The organism is Bradyrhizobium erythrophlei, from assembly GCF_900129505.1.
Lineage (GTDB): Bacteria > Pseudomonadota > Alphaproteobacteria > Rhizobiales > Xanthobacteraceae > Bradyrhizobium > Bradyrhizobium erythrophlei_D.
Genome location: NZ_LT670818.1, coordinates 7,084,434 through 7,104,968 on the forward strand (window position 1 = coordinate 7,084,434; position 20,535 = coordinate 7,104,968).

Annotated in this window: 20 protein-coding genes; 5 read left to right on the top strand and 15 right to left on the bottom strand. The window is 63.2% G+C overall.

Annotated elements, in window-relative coordinates:
- Nucleotides 1–48 precede the first annotated feature (48 nt).
- The 6 genes from proS to B5525_RS33175 all read right to left on the bottom strand — a co-directional run bounded on the left by proS (nt 49) and on the right by B5525_RS33175 (nt 5,063).
- The gene (gene proS / locus B5525_RS33150; RefSeq protein ID WP_079569981.1) at nt 49–1,368 is read right to left on the bottom strand and encodes a proline--tRNA ligase; all 1,320 of its coding nucleotides are present in this window, start codon (nt 1,366–1,368) and stop codon (nt 49–51) included.
- A gap of 323 nt (nt 1,369–1,691) precedes the next feature.
- Nucleotides 1,692–2,252, bottom strand: coding sequence for a copper chaperone PCu(A)C (locus tag B5525_RS33155; RefSeq protein ID WP_425305226.1), 561 nt, complete (start codon nt 2,250–2,252; stop codon nt 1,692–1,694).
- 57 nt (nt 2,253–2,309) lie between these two features.
- A complete protein-coding gene (copD, locus tag B5525_RS33160) occupies nt 2,310–3,254 on the bottom strand; it encodes a copper homeostasis membrane protein CopD (RefSeq protein ID WP_079569983.1) in 945 nt (314 codons plus the stop codon).
- 9 nt (nt 3,255–3,263) lie between these two features.
- On the bottom strand, nt 3,264–3,620 hold the full coding sequence (locus tag B5525_RS33165; RefSeq protein ID WP_079569985.1) for a copper resistance CopC family protein: 357 nt from the start codon (nt 3,618–3,620) through the stop codon (nt 3,264–3,266).
- A gap of 2 nt (nt 3,621–3,622) precedes the next feature.
- Complete coding sequence (locus B5525_RS33170) at nt 3,623–4,624, bottom strand: hypothetical protein (RefSeq protein WP_079569986.1); 1,002 nt, start codon at nt 4,622–4,624, stop codon at nt 3,623–3,625.
- Between the two features lie 58 nt (nt 4,625–4,682).
- The gene (locus tag B5525_RS33175; RefSeq protein ID WP_079574113.1) at nt 4,683–5,063 is read right to left on the bottom strand and encodes a DUF2946 family protein; all 381 of its coding nucleotides are present in this window, start codon (nt 5,061–5,063) and stop codon (nt 4,683–4,685) included.
- Nucleotides 5,064–5,200: 137 nt separating this feature from the next.
- Here B5525_RS33175 and B5525_RS33180 point away from each other — a divergent pair, with 137 nt between their 5' ends.
- The 5 genes from B5525_RS33180 to B5525_RS33205 all read left to right on the top strand — a co-directional run bounded on the left by B5525_RS33180 (nt 5,201) and on the right by B5525_RS33205 (nt 10,587).
- Nucleotides 5,201–5,917 carry a sulfite exporter TauE/SafE family protein gene (locus B5525_RS33180; RefSeq protein WP_079569988.1) on the top strand — a complete coding sequence of 239 codons (717 nt, stop codon included), beginning with the start codon at nt 5,201–5,203 and terminating at the stop codon, nt 5,915–5,917.
- A 361-nt stretch (nt 5,918–6,278) separates the two neighbouring features.
- Nucleotides 6,279–6,917, top strand: a complete 639-nt coding sequence (locus tag B5525_RS47620; RefSeq protein WP_338075236.1) for a globin — start codon at nt 6,279–6,281, stop codon at nt 6,915–6,917.
- An 89-nt stretch (nt 6,918–7,006) separates the two neighbouring features.
- Nucleotides 7,007–8,029, top strand: coding sequence for a sugar ABC transporter substrate-binding protein (locus B5525_RS33195; RefSeq protein ID WP_079569993.1), 1,023 nt, complete (start codon nt 7,007–7,009; stop codon nt 8,027–8,029).
- Between the two features lie 7 nt (nt 8,030–8,036).
- The gene (locus B5525_RS33200; RefSeq protein ID WP_079569995.1) at nt 8,037–9,539 is read left to right on the top strand and encodes a sugar ABC transporter ATP-binding protein; all 1,503 of its coding nucleotides are present in this window, start codon (nt 8,037–8,039) and stop codon (nt 9,537–9,539) included.
- A gap of 10 nt (nt 9,540–9,549) precedes the next feature.
- Nucleotides 9,550–10,587 carry an ABC transporter permease gene (locus tag B5525_RS33205; protein ID WP_079569997.1) on the top strand — a complete coding sequence of 346 codons (1,038 nt, stop codon included), beginning with the start codon at nt 9,550–9,552 and terminating at the stop codon, nt 10,585–10,587.
- 9 nt (nt 10,588–10,596) lie between these two features.
- On the opposite strand, the gene mtnK is transcribed toward B5525_RS33205, so the two are convergent.
- The 9 genes from mtnK to nuoL are packed head-to-tail and all read right to left on the bottom strand — an operon-like array spanning nt 10,597 to nt 20,533.
- Nucleotides 10,597–11,907 (bottom strand): S-methyl-5-thioribose kinase, encoded by a 1,311-nt coding sequence (gene mtnK / locus B5525_RS33210; RefSeq protein WP_079569999.1) that lies wholly within the window; start codon nt 11,905–11,907, stop codon nt 10,597–10,599.
- Between the two features lie 38 nt (nt 11,908–11,945).
- Nucleotides 11,946–12,293, bottom strand: a complete 348-nt coding sequence (locus B5525_RS33215) for a hypothetical protein (RefSeq protein ID WP_079570000.1) — start codon at nt 12,291–12,293, stop codon at nt 11,946–11,948.
- 28 nt (nt 12,294–12,321) lie between these two features.
- Entirely contained in the window at nt 12,322–12,597 is a 276-nt protein-coding gene (locus B5525_RS33220; protein WP_079570002.1) for a DUF1467 family protein, read from the bottom strand.
- A gap of 6 nt (nt 12,598–12,603) precedes the next feature.
- A complete protein-coding gene (gene mce / locus B5525_RS33225) occupies nt 12,604–13,008 on the bottom strand; it encodes a methylmalonyl-CoA epimerase (protein WP_079570004.1) in 405 nt (134 codons plus the stop codon).
- Nucleotides 13,009–13,029: 21 nt separating this feature from the next.
- Nucleotides 13,030–14,700 carry a ribonuclease J gene (locus B5525_RS33230; RefSeq protein WP_079570005.1) on the bottom strand — a complete coding sequence of 557 codons (1,671 nt, stop codon included), beginning with the start codon at nt 14,698–14,700 and terminating at the stop codon, nt 13,030–13,032.
- On the bottom strand, nt 14,700–15,512 hold the full coding sequence (locus tag B5525_RS33235; RefSeq protein ID WP_079570007.1) for a biotin--[acetyl-CoA-carboxylase] ligase: 813 nt from the start codon (nt 15,510–15,512) through the stop codon (nt 14,700–14,702). The genes B5525_RS33230 and B5525_RS33235 overlap by 1 nt, the downstream gene beginning before the upstream one ends.
- Entirely contained in the window at nt 15,513–16,943 is a 1,431-nt protein-coding gene (nuoN, locus tag B5525_RS33240; RefSeq protein WP_079570008.1) for an NADH-quinone oxidoreductase subunit NuoN, read from the bottom strand.
- A gap of 15 nt (nt 16,944–16,958) precedes the next feature.
- Entirely contained in the window at nt 16,959–18,467 is a 1,509-nt protein-coding gene (locus tag B5525_RS33245) for an NADH-quinone oxidoreductase subunit M (RefSeq protein WP_079574115.1), read from the bottom strand.
- Entirely contained in the window at nt 18,467–20,533 is a 2,067-nt protein-coding gene (nuoL, locus tag B5525_RS33250; protein WP_079570010.1) for an NADH-quinone oxidoreductase subunit L, read from the bottom strand. The genes B5525_RS33245 and nuoL overlap by 1 nt, the downstream gene beginning before the upstream one ends.
- Nucleotides 20,534–20,535 lie beyond the last annotated feature (2 nt).

Genomic DNA, 20,535 nt, shown 5'->3' on the forward strand with positions numbered 1-20,535 from the left:
ATTGTGGCCGCAGCGATTAATACCCGGATACGCGTAGTGGATAATTCGTCACGCGGTCAGCTGCGCCACGACATCCGCCGGGCTGAGATTTTCGCGCGACCCGTCGCTGCGCCGCTTGAGTTCGAGCTTGCCTTCGGCGAGGCCCTTCGGTCCCACCAGAATCTGCCAGGGAATGCCGATCAGGTCGGCGGCCGCGAACTTGGCGCCGGCGCGTTGGTCGGTATCGTCGTAAAGCACCTCGACGCCTTTGTCCGAAAGCTCGTTATAGAGCTTTTCGCAGGCAGCGTCGGTAGCTTGGTCGCCCTGCTTCAGATTCAAGATCATTGCCTCGAAGGGCGCCACGGCTTCCGGCCATTTGATGCCGGCGTCGTCATGGCAGGCCTCGATAATGGCACCTACCAGACGCGAGACGCCGACGCCGTAGGAGCCGCCATGGATCGGCACGTCGACACCGTCGGGGCCTGCGACCAGCGCTTTCATCGTGTCGGAGTATTTGGTGCCGAAATAGAAGATCTGGCCGACCTCGATGCCGCGGGTGTGCAGCTTCTTTTCCGCAGGGACCTCGCGGTCGAAGCGCGCGGCGTCGTGGACGTCCTCGGTCGCGGCATAGACCGAGGTCCATTGCTTGATGATCGGGGTGAGATCGCCCTCATAGTCGATATCGTCGCCGGGCACCGGCAGATTGAGCACGTCGCTGTCGCAATAGACACCGGACTCGCCGGTCTCCGCGAGCACGATGAATTCATGGCTGAGATCGCCGCCGATCGGGCCGGTCTCGGCGCGCATCGGGATCGCCTTCAGTCCCATCCGCGCAAACGTCCGCAAGTAAGCGACGAACATCTTGTTGTAGGCGCGCCGGGCGGCGGCCTCGTCGATGTCGAAGGAATAAGCGTCCTTCATCAGGAATTCGCGACCGCGCATGACGCCGAAGCGCGGGCGCTGCTCGTCGCGGAATTTCCACTGGATGTGGTAGAGATTGAGCGGCAGGCTCTTGTAGGATTTGACGTAGGCGCGGAAGATCTCGGTGATCATTTCCTCGTTGGTCGGCCCGTACAAAAGTTCGCGCTTGTGGCGGTCGGTGATGCGCAGCATCTCCGGACCATAGGCGTCGTAGCGGCCGCTTTCGCGCCAGAGGTCGGCGAGCTGCAAGGTCGGCATCATCAGTTCCAGCGCACCGGCGCGGTCCTGTTCCTCGCGGACGATCTGCTCGATCTTCTTCAGGACCTTGAAGCCCAGCGGCAGCCACGCATAGATGCCGGCCGCTTCCTGCCGCATCATGCCGGCACGCAGCATCAGCCGGTGCGAGACGATCTCGGCCTCTTTCGGATTCTCTTTGAGGATGGGTAGAAAGAACCGTGATAATCGCATGGGCACACCAATAGAATCGGTCGGGCACAGGAAGCCCGCAGTGAAACCGGATCGGGTGCGAAAACACAAGGGCGGGGATGAGGATAACCCGCTAAGCTTGCGGTTTTCCTGCCGTTTTACGGCCGACGTTAAGGGCGCGAATAAGGCACGGTCGGTCACAAAGCACGGGACCTGCGAAAAACCCCTTTCAAGGGGCCGGCGCCTCGAAATCATCTTCCAGCTTGTGCGGACGGCGAGCGGCGCGGCCGCCGCCAGCCGGCACGCCACCAGCATGAATGCGGCCGCGACAGCCGTGGATCGGCCTGCCGCGGCCATTATCGGTCTCACATCTTCATGCCGGAATGATCGGGCGTCTTCTTCATATCCATGTTCTTCATGTCGGTGTGACCGCCGGCGTTGTTTGCCGGCGCCTGTGCGCCGATGCCCGCGACGTCGAGCGAGACCTGCACCTTGCCGGCTTTCTCGAATTCGAGCGTGACCGGCAGTTTCTCGCCCTGCTTGAGCGGGCTCTTGAGGTCGAACATCATCAGATGATAGCCGCCGGGTGCCAGTTTCACCGTTTTGCCGGGCTCGATCGCAAGACCCTTCTCGAGCGGGCGCATGGTCATCACGCCGTTGTTCATGGCCATTTCGTGCACCTCGACCTTGCCGGCGACATCGGCCGATCCGCCGATCAGCCGGTCCGGCGTGGAGCCCTTGTTCTCGATGGTCAGATAGCCGCCGCCGATCTTTGCGCCGCCCGGCGTGGCGCGGGTCCATGCCTGGGTGATGACGAGGTCGCCGGCCTTGACCTCTTGCGCACGCACAGGTGCTGCGAGAGAGCACCAGAGCACCGCAACGGCCGCGATGGCGGTCGTCATCGATACCGACGCCGGCTTTTTCATTGTTTTCTTCATCTGCATTTTTGGGTCCTCTTTCTCGGGCACGATCGCCTCAACGTCTCATGAAAGGTGGATGGCGGGATGCAGCGTGCCGAGCACGCCGACAATGGCGAAAATGGCCAAGCCCAGAGCGATCTCGACGACGCTGTTGCGCATCAGCTTGCGAACGGCTTCGTGGTCGTTCCCCGACGAGACCACCAGCCGCGGCGTCAGGGCGAACCGGTTCACGCCAGCGAACACCAGCATGGCGGCGAACACAATCAGCTTGAGCATCAGGACCTGCCCGTATTCCGTGGCCGGCAGTGCGCGAAACGAGCCTACCAGAATCCAGCTGTTGACGAGGCCGGTTACCGCGAGCGTCGCGACACTGACGATGCCGAGCGTCGAAAACCTTTGCGCCGCATCGCGGGCGAGCGACGCCCCACCGTGGCGCCGAACCGCGGCGAGCAGCAGCGAAAGCGCCACCAGGCCTCCGATCCAGCCTGCCGCGGCAACGAGATGCAAGGCATCGGCGGCCAGATGCAGGTTTCCCAGTTCGCCGAGCGTCGAGCCGGCGTGGCCGGTCCATGCGATCGAGGCGGTCAGGCCGACAGCCGCCGCGAGCGCCAGCCGGTCCGCCAGCGCAAACCGGTCAAAGGCAAGGGCCGTTGCCAGAATGATCGCCAGCACGCTGCGGATTTCCGTCACCACGCCGAATTGCGTCTCGTTCAGCACCGTCGACAGCACCTGCGAGGTCATGGCCTCGCCGGGCGGCAGGCCGCTCATGGAGACCGCCTGCAGCAGGAGCCAGCCCGCCCCGGACAACAGCGTCACCGCAAGTGCGATCCAGGCAACCCGCAAGGTTTGCGACCGCCATCCCAAGGCGATCGCCTGCTCGGACGGCAAAGCGGGTCTTGCCACCCACGTCCGGAAAACCAGGGTGCCCGTGATCACCGCGCTCGCCGCGAAGTGAATCGCGCGAACCGTGATCAAGGGCCAATCGACCCCAGCGCCGAACCAGTCCATGGGTTGCGCCTACGGACCGACCTGAAACGTGAAATTCCCGTCGGTCGTATGCGTGTCCACCGACAGCACGCGCCAGTTCACGTGGTAGGTTCCGCTCCCGCCGCCGCGCAGCGAAACTGACATCTGGTTGCCGCTGACACGGGCCTTGCCGGTATCGATGCGTTTGCCCGCAGAGTCCGTGACGGTGACACTGCTGAAGGCCGGCTCCAGCTTCTGGGTAAACCAGAGCGTCACCTCGCGCGGCGGGGTTGCGACCTTGTTGCCGACGCGCGGTTCGGCATGATCGAGAAAGGCATGGGCTCCGGCTTCGCCCGTCGCAAGCAAGAGCAGCAGCGGGATTATTCCGATCAGAGATGAGCGTCGCATGATCAATTCCTTGCGAAGGGGCTGGCGGGCTGAACCGGACCTCCAAAGATCGGCTTGCCGATGCCGCGCGGATCGATGTCGTCGAGGTAGAGGTGTAATTGCGCGATCACCCCGACATTGGTGCCGCTTTGCCGGTTGATCGGGATCAGCGCCTCGACAGCGACCTGAAAAGTATTTCCAACCCAGATGACACCGGGATTGATGGTGCCCGTCGTCATCGTTCCCGAGGTGAGCGTATTCGCCACCGGCGTTTGCAGGGTTGCTTCGACTAGCGGGATTAGATGATTGATGAATTCCGGCAAGCCGAGATCCACCACCGCGGACTTCAGATAAGGCATGCTGTATTGGATCGTCGCACCCCAATTCAGAACTCGGGGATTGAATTGGGTGTCAACAGTCGGATTGCCGGTGTCCGGATCGATGCCAAACGTAGTGGTCGAGTTTCTGGCCGGGATCGAATAGCCGACTTGGCCGGTGATCGCGACCGGTCTGATCCAGGACAGCGTGTCGGGAAGATCGCCGAGGCCTTTGCCGAAATAGAGATTCGGCGTGTAATGATGGAACGGCTCCGCGCCAACACTTTCGGCACCCGTCCCGCCCCACTCGATGCTCAGACCGACCGACATCACGAACTCATGTTCCGGGTTCTTGTAGACGCGGTATTTGAAGGTCGTATCGAGGTTCTGAAAACCGTTGGCTCCGGCTGCCGTTGGATCGATCGGGCCAAGAAAGGTGTAGGTCGAGCCAAACGATATCGCGAAATCCTCGGTGATCCGTTTGGAAAACTCGCTGGATATGTCGCGCTGCCGCACGGGCGGAACGTCGCCGGTCTTCAAGCTGTCGACGGTGGGAAGCGACAGCTCGTCGTTCACGCCGGGATCGTCGATGCCGATCGTTGCCGGGAAGAAGCGATTACCGACGATCTCGTGGGCAACGCCTTGACTAAGGGGAATAAGCGCGACGGCGAGCCCTGACAGGCCCGCGCGCGCGAGACGGATAGACATGGAATTCTCCGCATGTGCGAATTGTGAACGCGTTAAGAACGGCCGATGGCCGTCAAGCTCACAGCGGCAGCGGTGGTGCGCGCGCCTGCGCGTTGGAGCCGACGCGAACGGTCGGCATCGGTTCTGTGGCTTGCAGCCAGGACAGGCGCTGGTACTGGCGGTGCAGCGTTACAAAAATCAGCGGCGCCGGCGCCAGCGCCGTGGCGCCGCCATGACCGCCTGCGCAAAACGCGCAGCAATCGCCGCGATCGTGCTGGGTGTTGGCCGGGGCCGTCTGCGCATCATCGGCGGCAGCTCCCATGCCGGAGCAGATCGACGCCATGTAAAGGGGATCGTTGGCGGCAGAGGCGAACGCGCGGAAGGCTGCGATCGGCGCCATCAACTGCACCAGGATCGCAAGTAGCACGATTGGAATGAGGAGTTCCAGCCGCCGTCGCATCATTGTCTCCAAAACGCCACGCTCGTCCTACCACCCGTTCCCCGCCCTGTCGAGACGGCCGCTGAAAGCCGGTTGATGCAGCGCAAAGAGGCGGTGGAAATGCCGGATAGGATTCGTCTTCGTCCACGGATCGTCAGATGTTCGACTTCGACCAACCGCTGCTTGTTGCCGGACTGCTGCTCGGGCTGTCGTCGAGCCTGCACTGCTTCGGCATGTGCTCCGGCATCGCCGCGAGCCTGCATTTCGCCGCCAGCCTCGATCCCAAACGGCCTGCGCGTGACCTTCTGGCGACGACGTTGCTGATCAACGCCGGGCGGATTTCCGGATATGTGATCGCGGGCGCGATCGTCGGCGGTGTGGGATCGGGCGTCTTCGGTGCATTCGATCATGCGACTGGCAATGCGGTCCTGCGCTGGGCCGCCGCGGCGGCGCTCGGCTGGATCGGACTTTCCATGCTCGAGATCGTGCCGCTGCCGACCGCGCTCTACCGGGTTGCCTCACACGTCAGCCACACGATGGACGCCGTGGCGCGCGCCGCGCGACTGCCGGCCAGGATGGGCCTGTTCCTCAGCGGGGCGGTGTGGGGATTTCTTCCCTGCGCCATGGTCTACGCCGCCCTGTTCTACGCGATGCTGTCCGGCTCCCGGCTCGGCGGGGCTGTCGTGATGTCCGGCTTCGGCCTCGGCACCTTGCCGATGCTGATCGCGGCCGGCCTCGGGCTCCCGCTGCTCCGCCGCCGCGCAACCTCGGTGTGGCTGCGCAATACGGTCGGGGTTGCCATGATCATGGTGGGCATCGTCAGCGCCGGCGTGACGCCGACGAATTTCGTGGCGTGGTGCCGATCCGGTTTATGAGATCCCACGTTGCAGCGTGGGGTCGAGTGAAAACGCTCGAACGAATCCTGCCGGGCGAATTTGGCCTGAAGTAGAATCCGACCGTCGTCGTCCAAGTGATAGCGGCGGAACGAGCACCTCAAATCCGCGCCCGATGCCGTAACGCTGGCATACCAGAGCAGGCCTACATTTTTTTACGATTTTCGGTTCGCAATTCGCCACTAACAGCCACTTTGCCCCATGAGGATGCAACCGGCGGTGGCGAAATCCCAATCATTTCGCAAATTGCTCGAATTTTGAACAATCGTTGCTGAAAATGGTGACAAGGCGAAAAAAGTGGTCTACGAGTGCAGCCTCAGGCTGGCCGAGAGGTTCAAGTCTGGTGGTCCAAGTCTCGGGAGGAGCCCTGGCGCGCACAAGCAGCGTCGCCCCGTCAATCAAGATCAAATCCAATTTTCGGGGATACAAAAGGGTCGACACAATTTTCAGAGCAGGGCTTCTTGCCCTGCTCTTTTTTTATTTTGAGCAGGGCTTCCCACCCCCGCTGTTTTTCGCGACAAGTTTTTCGAGATGTTTATCTTGCCTCGAAAGCGCTCACACCCGTTCGGCTCACGACGCGATGGCGCCCACCAATCTGATCCGGCACAGTCTTGAACTGGCCGCCGGGCGTTGCGAAGACATCACGCCTATGGTGTATCGCCGCCTGTTCCGCCAGCACCCCGAGGCCGAAGCGATGTTCCGCAGCGAGGGCGGCGATCTCGTCAAGGGGTCGATGCTGGCGCTTGCGATCGACGCGATGCTGGATTTTGCCGGCGATCGCAGCGGGCACTTTCGCATGATTGAATGCGAGGTAGCCTCGCATGAGGCCTACGGCACCCCGCGAGAACTGTTCGGCGAGTTTTTCCGCACGATCGCCGACACCTTACGTGAACTTCTCGGCGACGACTGGTCGCCGGAAATGGAGCAGGCCTGGCGAAACTTCCTTGGTGAGATCGATCAGGTCATCGCGCAGGTAGCGTGAACGCCAGGATTGTGAGACACTGCGTTCTCCCGTGGCGCAACAAAACGACGCCATCGGGGTAACAAAACTTAAAATCGAGGGAGCAAGCAATGTCCAGGAGCGAGAAATTCTCAACGACGAGGCGTGATCTTCTTCAGGCGGCGGCCGGCGCCGGTGCGGCAACGGCCTTGCTCGGCGGGCTGGGCACCAGTGCAGCGCTGGCGGCGGAAGTGGGGCGTTCGGAGAAGCCGCTGAAGGCCGCGTTCTCCAACGCGGGCCTGCAGGCGACCTGGTGCGCGCAGGGCAAGCAAGCGGCCGAATGGTGGGGCAAACTGTTCAATGTAGAAGTCACCTGGTTTGACGGTCAGCTCGACGCCGTCAAGCAGCGTGCGGCCATCGACAACATGGCCTCGCAGAAATGGGACTTCGTCGCCATCCAGGCGTTCGGCATCGGCACGCTGACGCAGCCGGTGCAGAAGATGATCGACGCCGGCACGCCGGTCATCGACATGGACACGCTGATCGCGCCGCTCGATCAGATCAAGGTCCACTCGTTCCTGGCGCCCGACAACGAATTCATGGGCGCCTCGGTGACCCAGGCGCTGGTCAGCGCCCTCGGCGGCAAGGGCAAGGTGATCATGACCCAGGGTGCGCTCGGCCACACCGGCGCGCAGGGCCGCGCCAAGGGTTTCAACTCGGTGGTCAAGCAGTACCCCAACATCGAGGTGCTCGATACCCAACCGGCGGACTGGGACGTCTCGAAGACGGCGCGGCTATGGGAGACGTACCTCACCAAATACCCGCAGATCGACGCGGCCTTCTTCCACAATGACGACATGGCGCTCGCCGCCTACAACATCATGAAGGCGCACAACCGCACCAACATCCTGATTGGCGGGGTCGACGCCATGCCGCCGGCGATCCAGGCGGTGAGCGAAGGCCGCATGTTCGCCACCGTCCGCAATCCTTCCTGTCGCATCCACGGCGGCGCCATTGTCGCCGGCGTCGCCGCTGTCGTCGGCGGCGAGAAGAGCGGACAGGGGATCCCGAAAAGCGTCGTGACGGATGGGCCGGTCGTAACCAAGGCCAACGCGACGGGAATGCAGTGGATGGAGGATCACTTCCTGATCTGAGCGCCTCATGCCGCAGGGCCGCTCACCCATGCTCGAACTGCACCAGATCACGAAGGCCTTCGGCGGCGTCGAGGCGCTCCGTGGGGTCGACTTCGCGCTCTCCGCCGGCGAGATCCATGGTCTCGTCGGCGAGAACGGCGCGGGCAAAAGCACGCTGATGAAGATCATCGCCGGCGTGCACGCGGAATTTTCCGGCCGTTTCCTGCTCGATGGGCGGGAAACCCGGTTCCGCTCCGTGCGTGACGCCCGTGCCGCCGGCATCGCCATGGTCCATCAGGAACTCAGCGTGGCGCCCGACCTGTCGGTGGCCGAGAACGTATTTCTCGGCGCGCAACCGACCAATCGCTTCGGCCTGGTACAGTGGCGGCGGATGGCGCGCGAAGCGGGCGAACAGCTTGCCAGATTCGGTATCGACGTCGATCCGCTCTCGCGGCTCGGCGATCTCCCGATCGGCCTGCAGCAGTTGATCGAGATCGTCCGCGTCCTGTCGTCCGGGGCGCGCATCATCATCCTCGACGAGCCGACCTCCGCCCTCTCGCCGCCGGAGGTGGAGCGCCTGTTCGCGACCTTGCGGCGGCTGCGCGACGAAGGCACCGGCATCGTGTTCATCTCGCATTTCATCGAGGACATCCTGCGGATCTCCGACACGGTGACGGTTTTCCGCAACGGCCGAAAGGTCGCCGAGGCGCAAGCCGCCGCGACCAGCAAGGCGGCCCTGATCGAAGCAATGATCGGCAAGGGCCGCGAGGAACTCGAAGAGAGCTACACCCACGACATTCCGCTGCCGCCGCGGAGCGATCATCCAGTGGTGCTGGAGGCTAGCGGGCTCTCGCTGGCGCGCAGCCTGAAGGACGTGTCGTTCGCGGTGCGCTCGGGCGAAGTGCTCGGCATCTACGGCTTCATGGGCTGTGGGCAGCTCGAGCTGGCGCGAATCCTGTTCGGCAAGCTGAGGCCTGATGGCGGAACGCTTGCGGTGGCCGGCGACGAAAAGACCTTCGCCAGCACGGCGGCAGCGCGGCGGGCCGGTATCGCCTTCGTTCCCGAGAGCCGCCGCGCCATGCTGTTCCACCAGGAACCGGTCTACAAGAACATCTCGATCAGCATCCTGGGCCGCATTTCGAACCTGTTTCTCAAACCGTCGCGTGAGCGGTCGATCGCCTTGCGGCAGGTCGAGCAGCTGCAAATCAGGCCGGCGGGCGTCGAGATCGAGCTCGGCATGCTGTCCGGCGGCAATCAGCAGAAGGTGGCGCTGGCGAAATGGCTGAGCTTTCCGCCGCGGCTTCTAGTGCTGTGCGAGCCGACCCGCGGCATGGATGTGGGCGCCAAAAGCGACGTCATCAACATCATCCGCGATCTGCGCGGGCGGGGGCTCGCCATCATCGTGCTCTCGACCGAGCCCGAGACCGTCCTGTCGGTTGCCGATCGCATCATCGTCCTCAAGCGCGGCGCGGTGGTGCGCGAATTCGCAGGTGAGGCGATCAGCAAGGACCGCCTGCTGGAAGCGGCGTGAGGAGACGCATATGACGACGGGTGAAAGCGTGACAGTCCCCGCGGCGGATCGGAAGCGGCCGCGCAAGATCGCCGCGATGTTGCGTTCCCAGATGCGCAACATCGCGCCGTTCCTGACGCTGATCTGCCTCAGCGGCTTCTTCGCCGCGGCAAGTCCCTCCTTTGCGACGCTCGACAATGTCGGCAACATCCTGACCCAGGTTTCGGTCACCGGCATCATCGCCGTCGGCCTGACTTTCGTGATCCTCTGCGCCGAGATCGATCTTTCGATCGCCAGCATCGCCAACGTCACCGGCATCGCGGTCGCCTATTTCACCATGCAGGAATCCTACGTGAACATCGCCAACCTCCCGATGGCCGGCTGGGCTGCGATCCTGCTCGCGCTCGTGCTCTGCGCGATGCTCGGTCTCGTCAACGCGCTCGGGCTCACAGTGATCGGCATCCCCTCCTTCATCATGACGCTGGCGATGATGCAGATCGCGGCCGGCATATCGGCGCTGCTGGTGCGCGGACAGATCGCCTACAGGGTGCCCGACCTCGTCACCACGCTCGGATCGTCGTCGATCTCCGGCGTTCCCTGGATCGTGATCGTTGCCGCATTGATGTTGCTCGGGGGTCATCTGGTGCTCACCTATACCCGCTTCGGGCGCTACGTTTACATGGTCGGCGGCAATCGCGAGGCGGCGGAATATTCCGGGCTCAACGTCAAGCTGATCCTCGGCAGCGTCATGGTCATCTCGGCGGTCTGCTCGGGGATCGGCGGCATGCTGGGCGTCGCGCATTTCGGCAGCGCGCAGCAGAACGAGTTCGACACCTATCTGCTCGATTCGATCGCCGCCGTCGTCGTCGGCGGCACCAGCCTGTTCGGCGGCCGCGGCGGCATCGGCAATACCATCGTCGGCCTGTTCGTGCTCGGCGTCCTCAACAACGGGCTCGATCACGTCAATATCGACAGCTTTCTGAAAATACTGATCCGCGGCCTCATCCTGCTCGCGGCGCTGGTCATCAACGTCTATGCGCAGCGGTGGCGGGACCGGGCGGTCGATTAATCGTGGCCCTCACCCGGCGAAATCCGGTTGCCAATCGTGCAGCTTCTTCGCCGCTTTCGTCACGTCGCCGATCGTGCGGAACGACGGCGCGCCCAACATCATCGCGCGCGCGAGGCGCAAGGCCCGCGCCTCGCAGGTCGCCCGCAGCCGTGCGTCTTCAATCCACTCGAAGTCGATATTATGCGCCAGACCAAGGATACGGCGGATAATCTTTGCCGCCGCGAACCCGACGGTGTCGCCGAACAGGCGCTCCATATAGGCCTGCCGCTCGGCCTCCAGCCGCGCAGCGCCGGTCTCGCCCGAGAAAAGCACGGCGGGATAGCCGTCACCATGGCCCCCGGCGCGCCAAAGCCCGAGAAATTTTCGGGAAAACTCCGCCCAGACGTTTTCGATCGTTTCCAGCATCCATGCCTCGAACGAACGCCGTTCGCCGGCCGAGCGCTCGTGGCCGGGCGAGGCCAGATAACCCATGATGAGATTGCCGAGCACGGCGCCGAGATCGAATCCCATCGGTCCGTAAAACGCGAACTCCGGATCGATTACCTTGGTCTCGCTTTCCGTCACCATGATCGATCCGGTGTGAAGATCGCCGTGGATCAGCGCTTCCGGACCTCCCATGAACTTCAACTTGAGCCGCGAGACCGCGACGTGCAGGTCGAGATCTTCACGAATGGCTGCGGCGCTCGCATCGAGCCACGGCGAAGTCCAGCGGTTCTGTTCGGCCTGACGGTAAGGGTCGGTAAAGATCAGATCCTCGGTGATCCGGCACAACGCATGGTTACCGGCGAACGCGGCAATACCCTCCTTCTTTCGCGCCGCCGCAACCGCGAGGTCGGAGCTCAGAAACAAGGTCCGCGCCAGAAAGGTCGTGATATCTTCGACGAAGCGGGGATAACAGGTTCCGGAAATCAGCCCCTTGCGCATGATGATGTGCGGCTCGAGCAACTCCATGGCGACGAGCGCAAGCGCCTCGTTGTGGTGAAGCACGGCGGGTACGAGACCGGGCGCCAGCTCGGCCTGATGTACGAGCGCCAGATATTCGTAATGGGAGCGCGACAGCGGCAGTGGCCAGCTCTCGCCGACCAGGCGCACATAGGGCAGCGCCTGCTTGACGGCAATTCCGCCCTTCGTTCCCTTGACGATGAACACGAGGTTGAGATTGCCGTCGCCTACCTCGCCGATCGACCAGCCGGCCGGCGCCCCGCCAAGCAGCGAAGCGACCGCGGGCAGCGACGCAAAATAGTCTCGCAGGTCCGCGTCCCGCAAAATTCGATATTCGTCCTGCGAAGGGGCGCCCGACGGTCGCTGCGGTGAAGTCATTGGATGTTGCTCCCAGTGCGATGGCGGGAGTGACGGCTTCAGTCCCGATCGAGGAAATTCGAGCCGATGTCGGCCTTCTTCTTGATCGGATCGTAGTCGCAATAGACGTTGTCGGCGACCAGCGTATAGCTGGCGCTGACCGTATATTTATCGAGCTTAACGGAGTTCAGCCCGATGACCGCGGTTCTGGTCCCGCCGTTCCATTTGAACGGGGTCGAGCTCGGCGCCTTCTCGCAGGCCGCGACCGCGTCGGCGAAGACATAGCCTTCGACAAAGGCTTTCACGGTCCGCAGCTGGGTCGCGAGCTTCCAGTCGATGTAGAAGGCCCCGGCGAGACCGGCGATCACCAGAATCAAAAGCCCGACAACGATTCGTTGAAACGTCATTTGCCCCTGCCCCAAAGTTACTGTCCGATCAGAACGGAAACCCCATCAGCTTCGACAGTCGCTCGACATTGAGAAGGCCGGCGCTGTAGGCCAGCCATGAGACCGCGAATATGACGGCCGAGATCACCGTGGTCCAGATCAGCTTGCGGCCCAGCCCCGGCACGATGGGCGCGCCGGGATCGGTCCCGGGCGCGCCGACACCGTCCTCGTGCTGGCTGCGCACGCCGAACGGCAGCGTCAGGAACAGGGTGACCCACCACATCACGAAGTAGATCGCAAACGCGGTTGAAATTGTGTACGCCATCGCGGATCAGGCCTGCTCGATTTCGACCAATGCGCCGGAAAAGTCCTTCGGATGCAGGAACAGCACCGGCTTGCCGTGGGCGCCGATCCTGGGCGTGCCGTCGCCGAGCACCCGCGCGCCCTCCTTGATCAGGGTATCGCGCGCCGCGATGATATCGGGCACGTCGTAGCAGACATGATGGATGCCGCCGTCGGCATTGCGCTGGAGAAATTTGGCGATCGGCGAGGATTCGCCGAGCGGCTGTATGAACTCGATCTTGGTGTTGGGCAGCGTCACGAACACGGTGATGACGCCGTGCTCGGGCAGCGGCACTGCTGCGGAGATATCGGCGCCGAACGCCGCGCCATAGATTTTGGCGGCCTTCTCGGCGTCCTTGACCGCGATCGCGACATGATTGAGCCGGCCCAGCATGGAATTCCTCCCACCGAAATTCTAAACAATCAGAACGTGAACGTAGCACAGGGGCTTCTTGCCCCAATGCTCGTTGATCACGGCGCGCACGGCCCGGCGCACCGATTCCGCCGTGGCCTCGGGATCGCGCCGCCGTGCCCGCGGCAGGCCCTCCACCGTCGAGACCACGACGTCGAACACAATCTCGTCGATGACCTCCCCGGCCGTATTCTTCTCGGGGATGCCGACGAGATCAACCTCGGGATCGTCGGCCAGTTCGCCTTTTTCGGTCATCGCGACCGCCACAAAGGCGCAGCCGGCAAACGCCAGCCGGCGCCGTTCGACCACCGCACGCGACTTGGAATCCTCCAGGATCGAGCCGTCCTTGTAGAGCCGTCCCGACGGCAATTGCTCGATGATACCAGGGTCGCCCGGCCCTAGTTTCACAAGATCGCCATCCCGGCAGATCAGCGTTTTGGGCACGCCCGCGGCGCGCGCCAGCTTGGCATGTTCGAACAAATGCAGCGCCTCGCCGTGCACGGGGATCAGGAGCTGCGGGCGTACCCACGAAATCATGTCGCGCAATTCGTCGCGGCGCGGATGACCGGAGACGTGGACGAGATGGGTACGGTCGGTGATGACTTCGATGCCTTGTGTCACAAGGCCGTTGATGATGCCGCCGACCGCCCTTTCGTTGCCGGGAATGGTGCGCGAGGAAAAGATCACGCAGTCGCCCTTGTTCAGCGTAACCTGCGGATGGTCGTCATTGGCGATGCGCGACAGCGCGGCGCGCGGCTCGCCCTGGCTTCCCGTGCACAGCGCCAGCACTTTGTCCGGTGGGAAATGGCCGTAGAGATCGGCGCCCCGGAAATTCTGCACGCCGTCGAGATAGCCGGTCTCCCGCGCCACCTGCACGACGCGCTCCATAGCGCGGCCGACGACCACGACCTCGCGGCCCGCCGCCTTTGCGGCATCGGCCACCGCACGCAGCCGCGCGACGTTGGAGGCGAAGGTGGTCACCGCGACCCGGCCTTTTGCCCCCTTGACCAGTTCGGTAATGGTTTTGGCGACTTCGGCCTCCGACGGCGAGCGCCCATCCCGCACCGCGTTGGTGGAATCACCGATCAGCGCCAGCACGCCGGCATCGCCGAGCTCGCGCAGGCGCCGCTCGTCGGTCGGCAAGCCGATGATCGGCGTCGGATCGATCTTCCAGTCGCCGGTGTGCAGCACCGTGCCGGCGGATGTATGGATCGCCAGCGCGTGCGACTCGGGAATCGAATGCGCGACCGGAATGAACTCGACATTGAACGGGCCGAGGTCGATGCGGCCGCCCGAGGGCACCACGGTGACCGGAATTTTCGGCGGATTGCGCTCCGACGCGCATTTGGCCTCGAACAGAGCGGCGCTGAATTGGGTGGCGTAGATCGGGCATTTCAGCTTCGGCCAGAGGTCGATGACGGCACCGAAATGGTCTTCATGGGCATGCGTCAGCACCAGCCCGACCAGGTTCTTGCGCTCTTTCTCCAGAAAGCGGATGTCCGGCATGATCAAATCGATGCCCGGCAGATGCTCCTCGTCGCCAAAGGAGACGCCGAGATCGACCGCCAACCAGGAGCGCTCGTGGCGGTTGCCGAGCCCGTAGATCGACAGATTCATGCCGATCTCGCCGACGCCGCCGAGCGGCGCAAAGGTCAGTTCGTCCGGGCGCGCCATCAGGTCGTCCCCGCCGAGGCCGCCGAGCCGAAATAGACGTCGCCGGCCGAGATCGGGACCGGCTTGCCGCCTGATGTCCGGACGATCATGCAACCGGTCTCGTCGATGCCATCGAACGTGCCCTCCACGGTGGTGCCACCGGTGTGGATGGCGACCGGCTGTCCCAGCCCCGCCGCACGCTCCAGCCAAAGCTTGCGGATCTCGCCGAAACCGCGCCCCATGTCCCAGATACCCCGGTATTCCGCCCAGGCATCCGAAAGCTCGGCAAACAGCTCCTCCGCACCGATGTTGACCCCCAGCGAGCGCAGCGAGGTCGCAGGCGTCGGTGTGCCCTCGGGTGCCGCGACAACGTTGGTGCCGATGCCGACCACGACGGCCAGGGCGTTGTCCCCCACGGCCTCCGCTTCCAGCAGGATGCCGGCTAGCTTTTGGCGCCCTGCCAGCACGTCATTGGGCCATTTCAGCGCAAATTTCATATCGTCCGATCCCGCTGACCTCAGCGATGCTTCAATGCTGACCCGGCGCAGCGCCGCCTCCAACGCCAGCCCGGCGGCAAAGCCGAGCGTCGCTGCGACCGCGGGCGAGACATCGAGCACTTCCAGGATGCTGCTGGCGAGATTACCACGGGGCGCGATCCAGGGACGATGGCGCCGGCCGCGTCCGGCGGTTTGTTCTGTAGTTACGAACCAGGTCGGCGCGCGCTCGCCCTGGCGGGCGCGCGCCATGGCTTCCGCGTTGGTCGAACCGATCTGATCGAAGGCGGCGAGCCGGTAACCCGCCGAAAGGGCTCGTGGACCGAGCGTGAATGCCATCTAGAAAAGCGACTTTGCCGCTGCCGCGGCAACGCTGACCAGCGGCCCCGGATAGACGAAAAAGAATATGTTGAAGAGCCCCGCGAACGCCAGCACCGTACGCAGCTCGACGCGCATCGGATCGAGTTTTGTCAGCGGCTCGTCGAAATACATCACCTTGACGATGGAGAGATAGTAATACGCGCCCACCACGCTGGTGAGCACACCGACCACCGACAGCGTGAACAGCCCGGCCTTGATCGCCGCAACGAAGACGTACCATTTTGCGAAGAAGCCCGCCAGCGGCGGAACGCCGGCCAGCGAAAACAGCAGCATCGCGAAGAAGAACGCCAGTAGCGGATTGGTGCGCGAAAGCCCGGCGAAGTCGCTGATGTTTTCGAAATGCTGACCGTTGCGCTTCACCGTCAGGATGACGGCGAAGCTGCCGAGCGTCATCGCTACATAGATCGAGATGTAGACCAGCACGCCCTGCGCGCCTTCGGCGGTGCCGGCGGCGAGCCCGACCAGGGCAAACCCCATATGGCCGATCGACGAATAGGCCATCAGCCGCTTGATGTTCTTCTGCCCGATGGCGGCGAACGATCCCAGCGCCATCGAGGCGATCGACACGAACACCACGATCTGCTGCCATTGCGGCACGATGCCCGGGAACGCGGTCAGCGCCACGCGGGTGAATACCGCGAGCGCCGCGACCTTCGGCGCGGAAGCAAAGAACGCGGTGACCGGCGTCGGCGCGCCTTCATAGACGTCGGGTGTCCACATGTGGAACGGCACCGCCGAAATCTTGAAGCAAAGCCCGGCCAGCAGGAACACCAGGCCGAACACGATGCCGATGCTGCCGGTTTTCACCGCCGCCGCGATCCCGGCAAAGCCCACGGTGCCGGTGAAGCCATAGATCAGCGAAGCGCCATACAGCAGCATGCCGGACGACAGCGCGCCCAGCACGAAATACTTCAGGCCGGCCTCGGTCGATTTGGCATTGTCGCGGTTGCTCGCGGCGACCACGTAAAGCGCGAGCGACATCAGCTCGAGCCCGAGATAGAGCATGATCAGGTCGCCGGCCGAGATCAGCACCATCATGCCGAGGGTGGAAAGCAGCACCAGGATGGCATATTCGAAGATGCGCCGGGACTGATCGGCCAGATATTCGATCGAAAGCACCAGCGTCGCGATCGAGCCGATCAGCGCCAGGATTTTCAGGAACTTTGCGAAGTCATCAACGATGAAACTGCCGCCAAAGGTCTTGCCGCCCGGCAGCCACAGCTCCAGCATGCCGGTCACGACCAGCAGGCAAACCGCCAGCCCCGTGACGAGGCCCGTGGTCTGCGGCCCGCGATAGGCGCCCAACATCAGAAGCGCCATCGCACCCAGGGCCAGCACAAGCTCCGGCAGCACGGGCAGCAGCTGATAACCTGCACTCTCAAAGCTCATGACGCGCTGTCCTGATCACTGCACAAGCGCGGCCGCTTTCACGGCCGTCACTGCGGTGTTGTAGTTGTTGACGAGTTGCTGCACCGAGGTGGCCGACATGTCGAGCACCGGTTTCGGATAGAATCCGAACAGCAAGGTGAGCGCGACCAGCGGCACCATGATCAGGCCCTCGCGGAAGGTGAGGTCCTTGATGGTGGCGAGCGACGGCTTTGTCAGCGCGCCGAACACGACCTTGCGATAGAGCCACAGCGCATAGGCCGCCGACAGGATCACGCCGGTAGTGGCGAAGGTGGCGGTCGGGATCGAGACCTTGAAGGTTCCAATGAGCGTCATAAACTCGCCGACGAAGCCGCTGGTGCCGGGCAGCCCGACATTGGCCATGGTGAAGACCATGAACACCAGCGCGTAGATCGGCATGCGGTTGACGAGGCCGCCATAAGCCGTGATCTCGCGGGTATGCATGCGGTCGTAGATGATGCCGACGCAGAGGAACAGCGCGCCCGACACGATGCCGTGCGACACCATCTGGAACACGCCGCCGGCGACGCCCTGGGTGGTGCCGGCGAAGATCCCCATGGTGACAAAACCCATATGCGCCACCGACGAGTAGGCAATCAGCTTCTTGATGTCTTCCTGCATCAAGGCCACCAGCGAGGTGTAGATGATGGCGATGACCGACAGCGAGAAGATCAGCGGCGCGAAATCATGCGAGGCCAGCGGGAACATCGGCAGCGAGAAGCGCAGGAAGCCGTAGCCGCCCATCTTCAGCAGGATCGCGGCCAGGATCACCGAGCCCGCGGTCGGCGCCTCGACATGGGCGTCGGGCAGCCAGGTGTGCACCGGCCACATCGGCATCTTCACCGCAAAGGAAGCGAAGAACGCCAGCCACGCCCAGGTCTGCAAGCTGCGCGGCACCGCGGTGTGCATCAAGGTCGGAATGTCGGTGGTGCCGGCATTCCAGTACAACGCCATGATCGCCAGCAGCATCAGGACCGAGCCGAGCAGCGTGTAGAGGAAGAACTTGAAGGAGGCATAGACCCGGCGCGGGCCGCCCCACACTCCGATGATCAGGAACATCGGAATCAGGCCGCCCTCGAAGAACAGATAGAACAGCACGAGGTCGAGTGCGGAGAAGGTGCCGACCATCAGCGTTTCCAGGATCAGGAACGCCATCATGTATTCGCGCACGCGCATGGTGATCGATTTCCAGCTCGCGAGGATGCAGAACGGCATCAGCGCGGTGGTCAGGATCACGAACGGCAGCGAAATGCCGTCGACACCCATGTGATAGGTGATGCCGGTGGCAAGCCACGACGTCCTTTCGACGAACTGGAAGTCTGCCTGTGCGGGATCGAAGCGCCAGACCAGAATCAGCGACACCACAAACGTGATCACCGTGGTCCACAGCGCGATCCAGCGCGAAGTGCGCCGCGCGGCCTCGTCGTCGCCGCGGTTGATATAGATCAGCAGCGTGCCGAATATCGGCAGGAAGGTAACGACCGAAAGAATGGGCCAGGTTGTCATCACTGGCCTCCCAAGCCGAACATGAACCAGGTGATCAATCCCGCGACGCCGATCAGCATCGCGAACGCGTAGTGGTAGAGATAGCCGGTCTGCAGCTTCACGACGTTGCGGGTCACGTCAAGCACCCACGCCGACACGCCGTCGGGGCCGAAGCCGTCGATGATCTTGCCGTCGCCGACCTTCCACAGGAAACGTCCGATCCACTTGGCCGGGCGCACGAAGATCAGGTCGTACAATTCGTCGAAGTACCATTTGTTGAGCAGGAACTGGTACAGCAGCGGCTGCTGGCGGGCGAGTTCGACCGGCAGATACGGCCGGCGGATATAGAAGACGTAGGAGATATAGGCGCCGATCACCATCATGACGGTCGGCAGATAGGCGATGGTCTCGGGGATATGGTGCATGTCCTCGATGATGTGCGGGTTCATTTTGACCGACTCGCGGAAGAATTCCTCGACGCCGTGGCCGGCGAACAGTTCCTTGAACGGGAAACCCGCGAGGATCGAGCCGGCGGCGAGAACGCCGATCGGGATCAGCATCCACAGCGGGCTCTCATGCGCCGCCTCGTAATGTGCCTGGTCGTGCGGTTCGCCGAAGAAGGTCTTGAAGATCAGACGCCAGGAATAGAACGAGGTCAGCCCGGCTGCGATCACGGTCATCAGGAAGCCGTACAGCGCAAACGGATTGTGCGAGGCGTAGGCGGACTCGATGATCGCATCCTTGGAGAAGTAGCCCGCGAACATCGGAAAGCCGGTCAGGGCCAGGGTTCCGATGCACATCACCGCGAACGTGTAGGGGATCTTGCGCCACAGCCCGCCCATATTGCGGATGTCCTGCTCGTGATGCATCGCGTAGATCACCGAGCCGGAGCCGAGGAACAACAGCGCCTTGAAGAAGGCGTGCGTGAACAGATGGAACATGCCGACCGAATAGGCCCCTGCCCCCATCGCCACGAACATGTAGCCGAGCTGCGAACAGGTCGAATAGGCGACGATGCGCTTGATGTCGTTCTGGACCAGGCCGATGGTCGCGGCGAAGAACGCGGTGGTCGCCCCGATAAACATCACGAACGCCTGCGCGTTTGGCGCGAGTTCGAACAGCGGCGACAGTCGCGCCACCATGAAGACGCCGGCGGTGACCATGGTCGCGGCATGGATCAGGGCCGAAACCGGCGTCGGACCTTCCATGGCGTCCGGCAACCAGGTGTGCAGCAGGAACTGGGCCGATTTGCCCATCGCGCCCATGAACAGGAGCAGGCAGGTCAGCGTCAGCGCGTCGGCGTGCCAGCCGAAGAAATCAATGGTCTTGCCGGTCAGGCCCGGCGCGCCGGCGAAAATGGTCTCGAAGTCGGTCGAGCCGATCAGCGCGAAAACGGCAAAAATACCGAGCGCGAAGCCGAAGTCGCCGACGCGGTTGACCACGAAGGCCTTGATCGCCGCCGCGTTCGCCGACGGCTTCTGGTACCAGAAGCCGATCAGCAGGTAGCTCATGAGGCCGACGCCTTCCCAGCCGAAGAACAGCTGTACCAGGTTATCGGCGGTCACCAGCATCAGCATCGCGAAGGTGAACAGCGACAGATAGGCGAAGAAGCGCGGCCGGTACGGGTCCTCGTCCATGTAGCCGATCGAATAGAGATGCACGAGCGACGAAATGGTATTGACCACCACCAGCATCACCGCGGTGAGCGTATCGACCCGCAGCGACCACGCCACCTGTAGATCGCCTGAATTGATCCAGGGGAACAGCGCAATCCTGACGTCATGGTGCATGAAGCCGACATCGACAAATGCCACCCAGGAGAGTGCCGCCGACACCAGCAGCAGCCCCGTGGTGATCAGTTCGGCCGCGCGCGAGCCCGCGGCCGCCGGTTCGACCGCATGATCGTCGTGGCCGTGGTCGTCGGCATGCCCGTCATGGGCTTCGGAGACATGGGCGTCGGCGCCATGCGCGTCGCCGTGATGCTCGACCTCGTCGCCGCTCGGATTGCGCGCATGGGCACCGAAGATCGAAATCAGCCCCGCGAGAACCGCGCCGATCAGCGGCAGAAAGACGATTGCCTGGATCATTG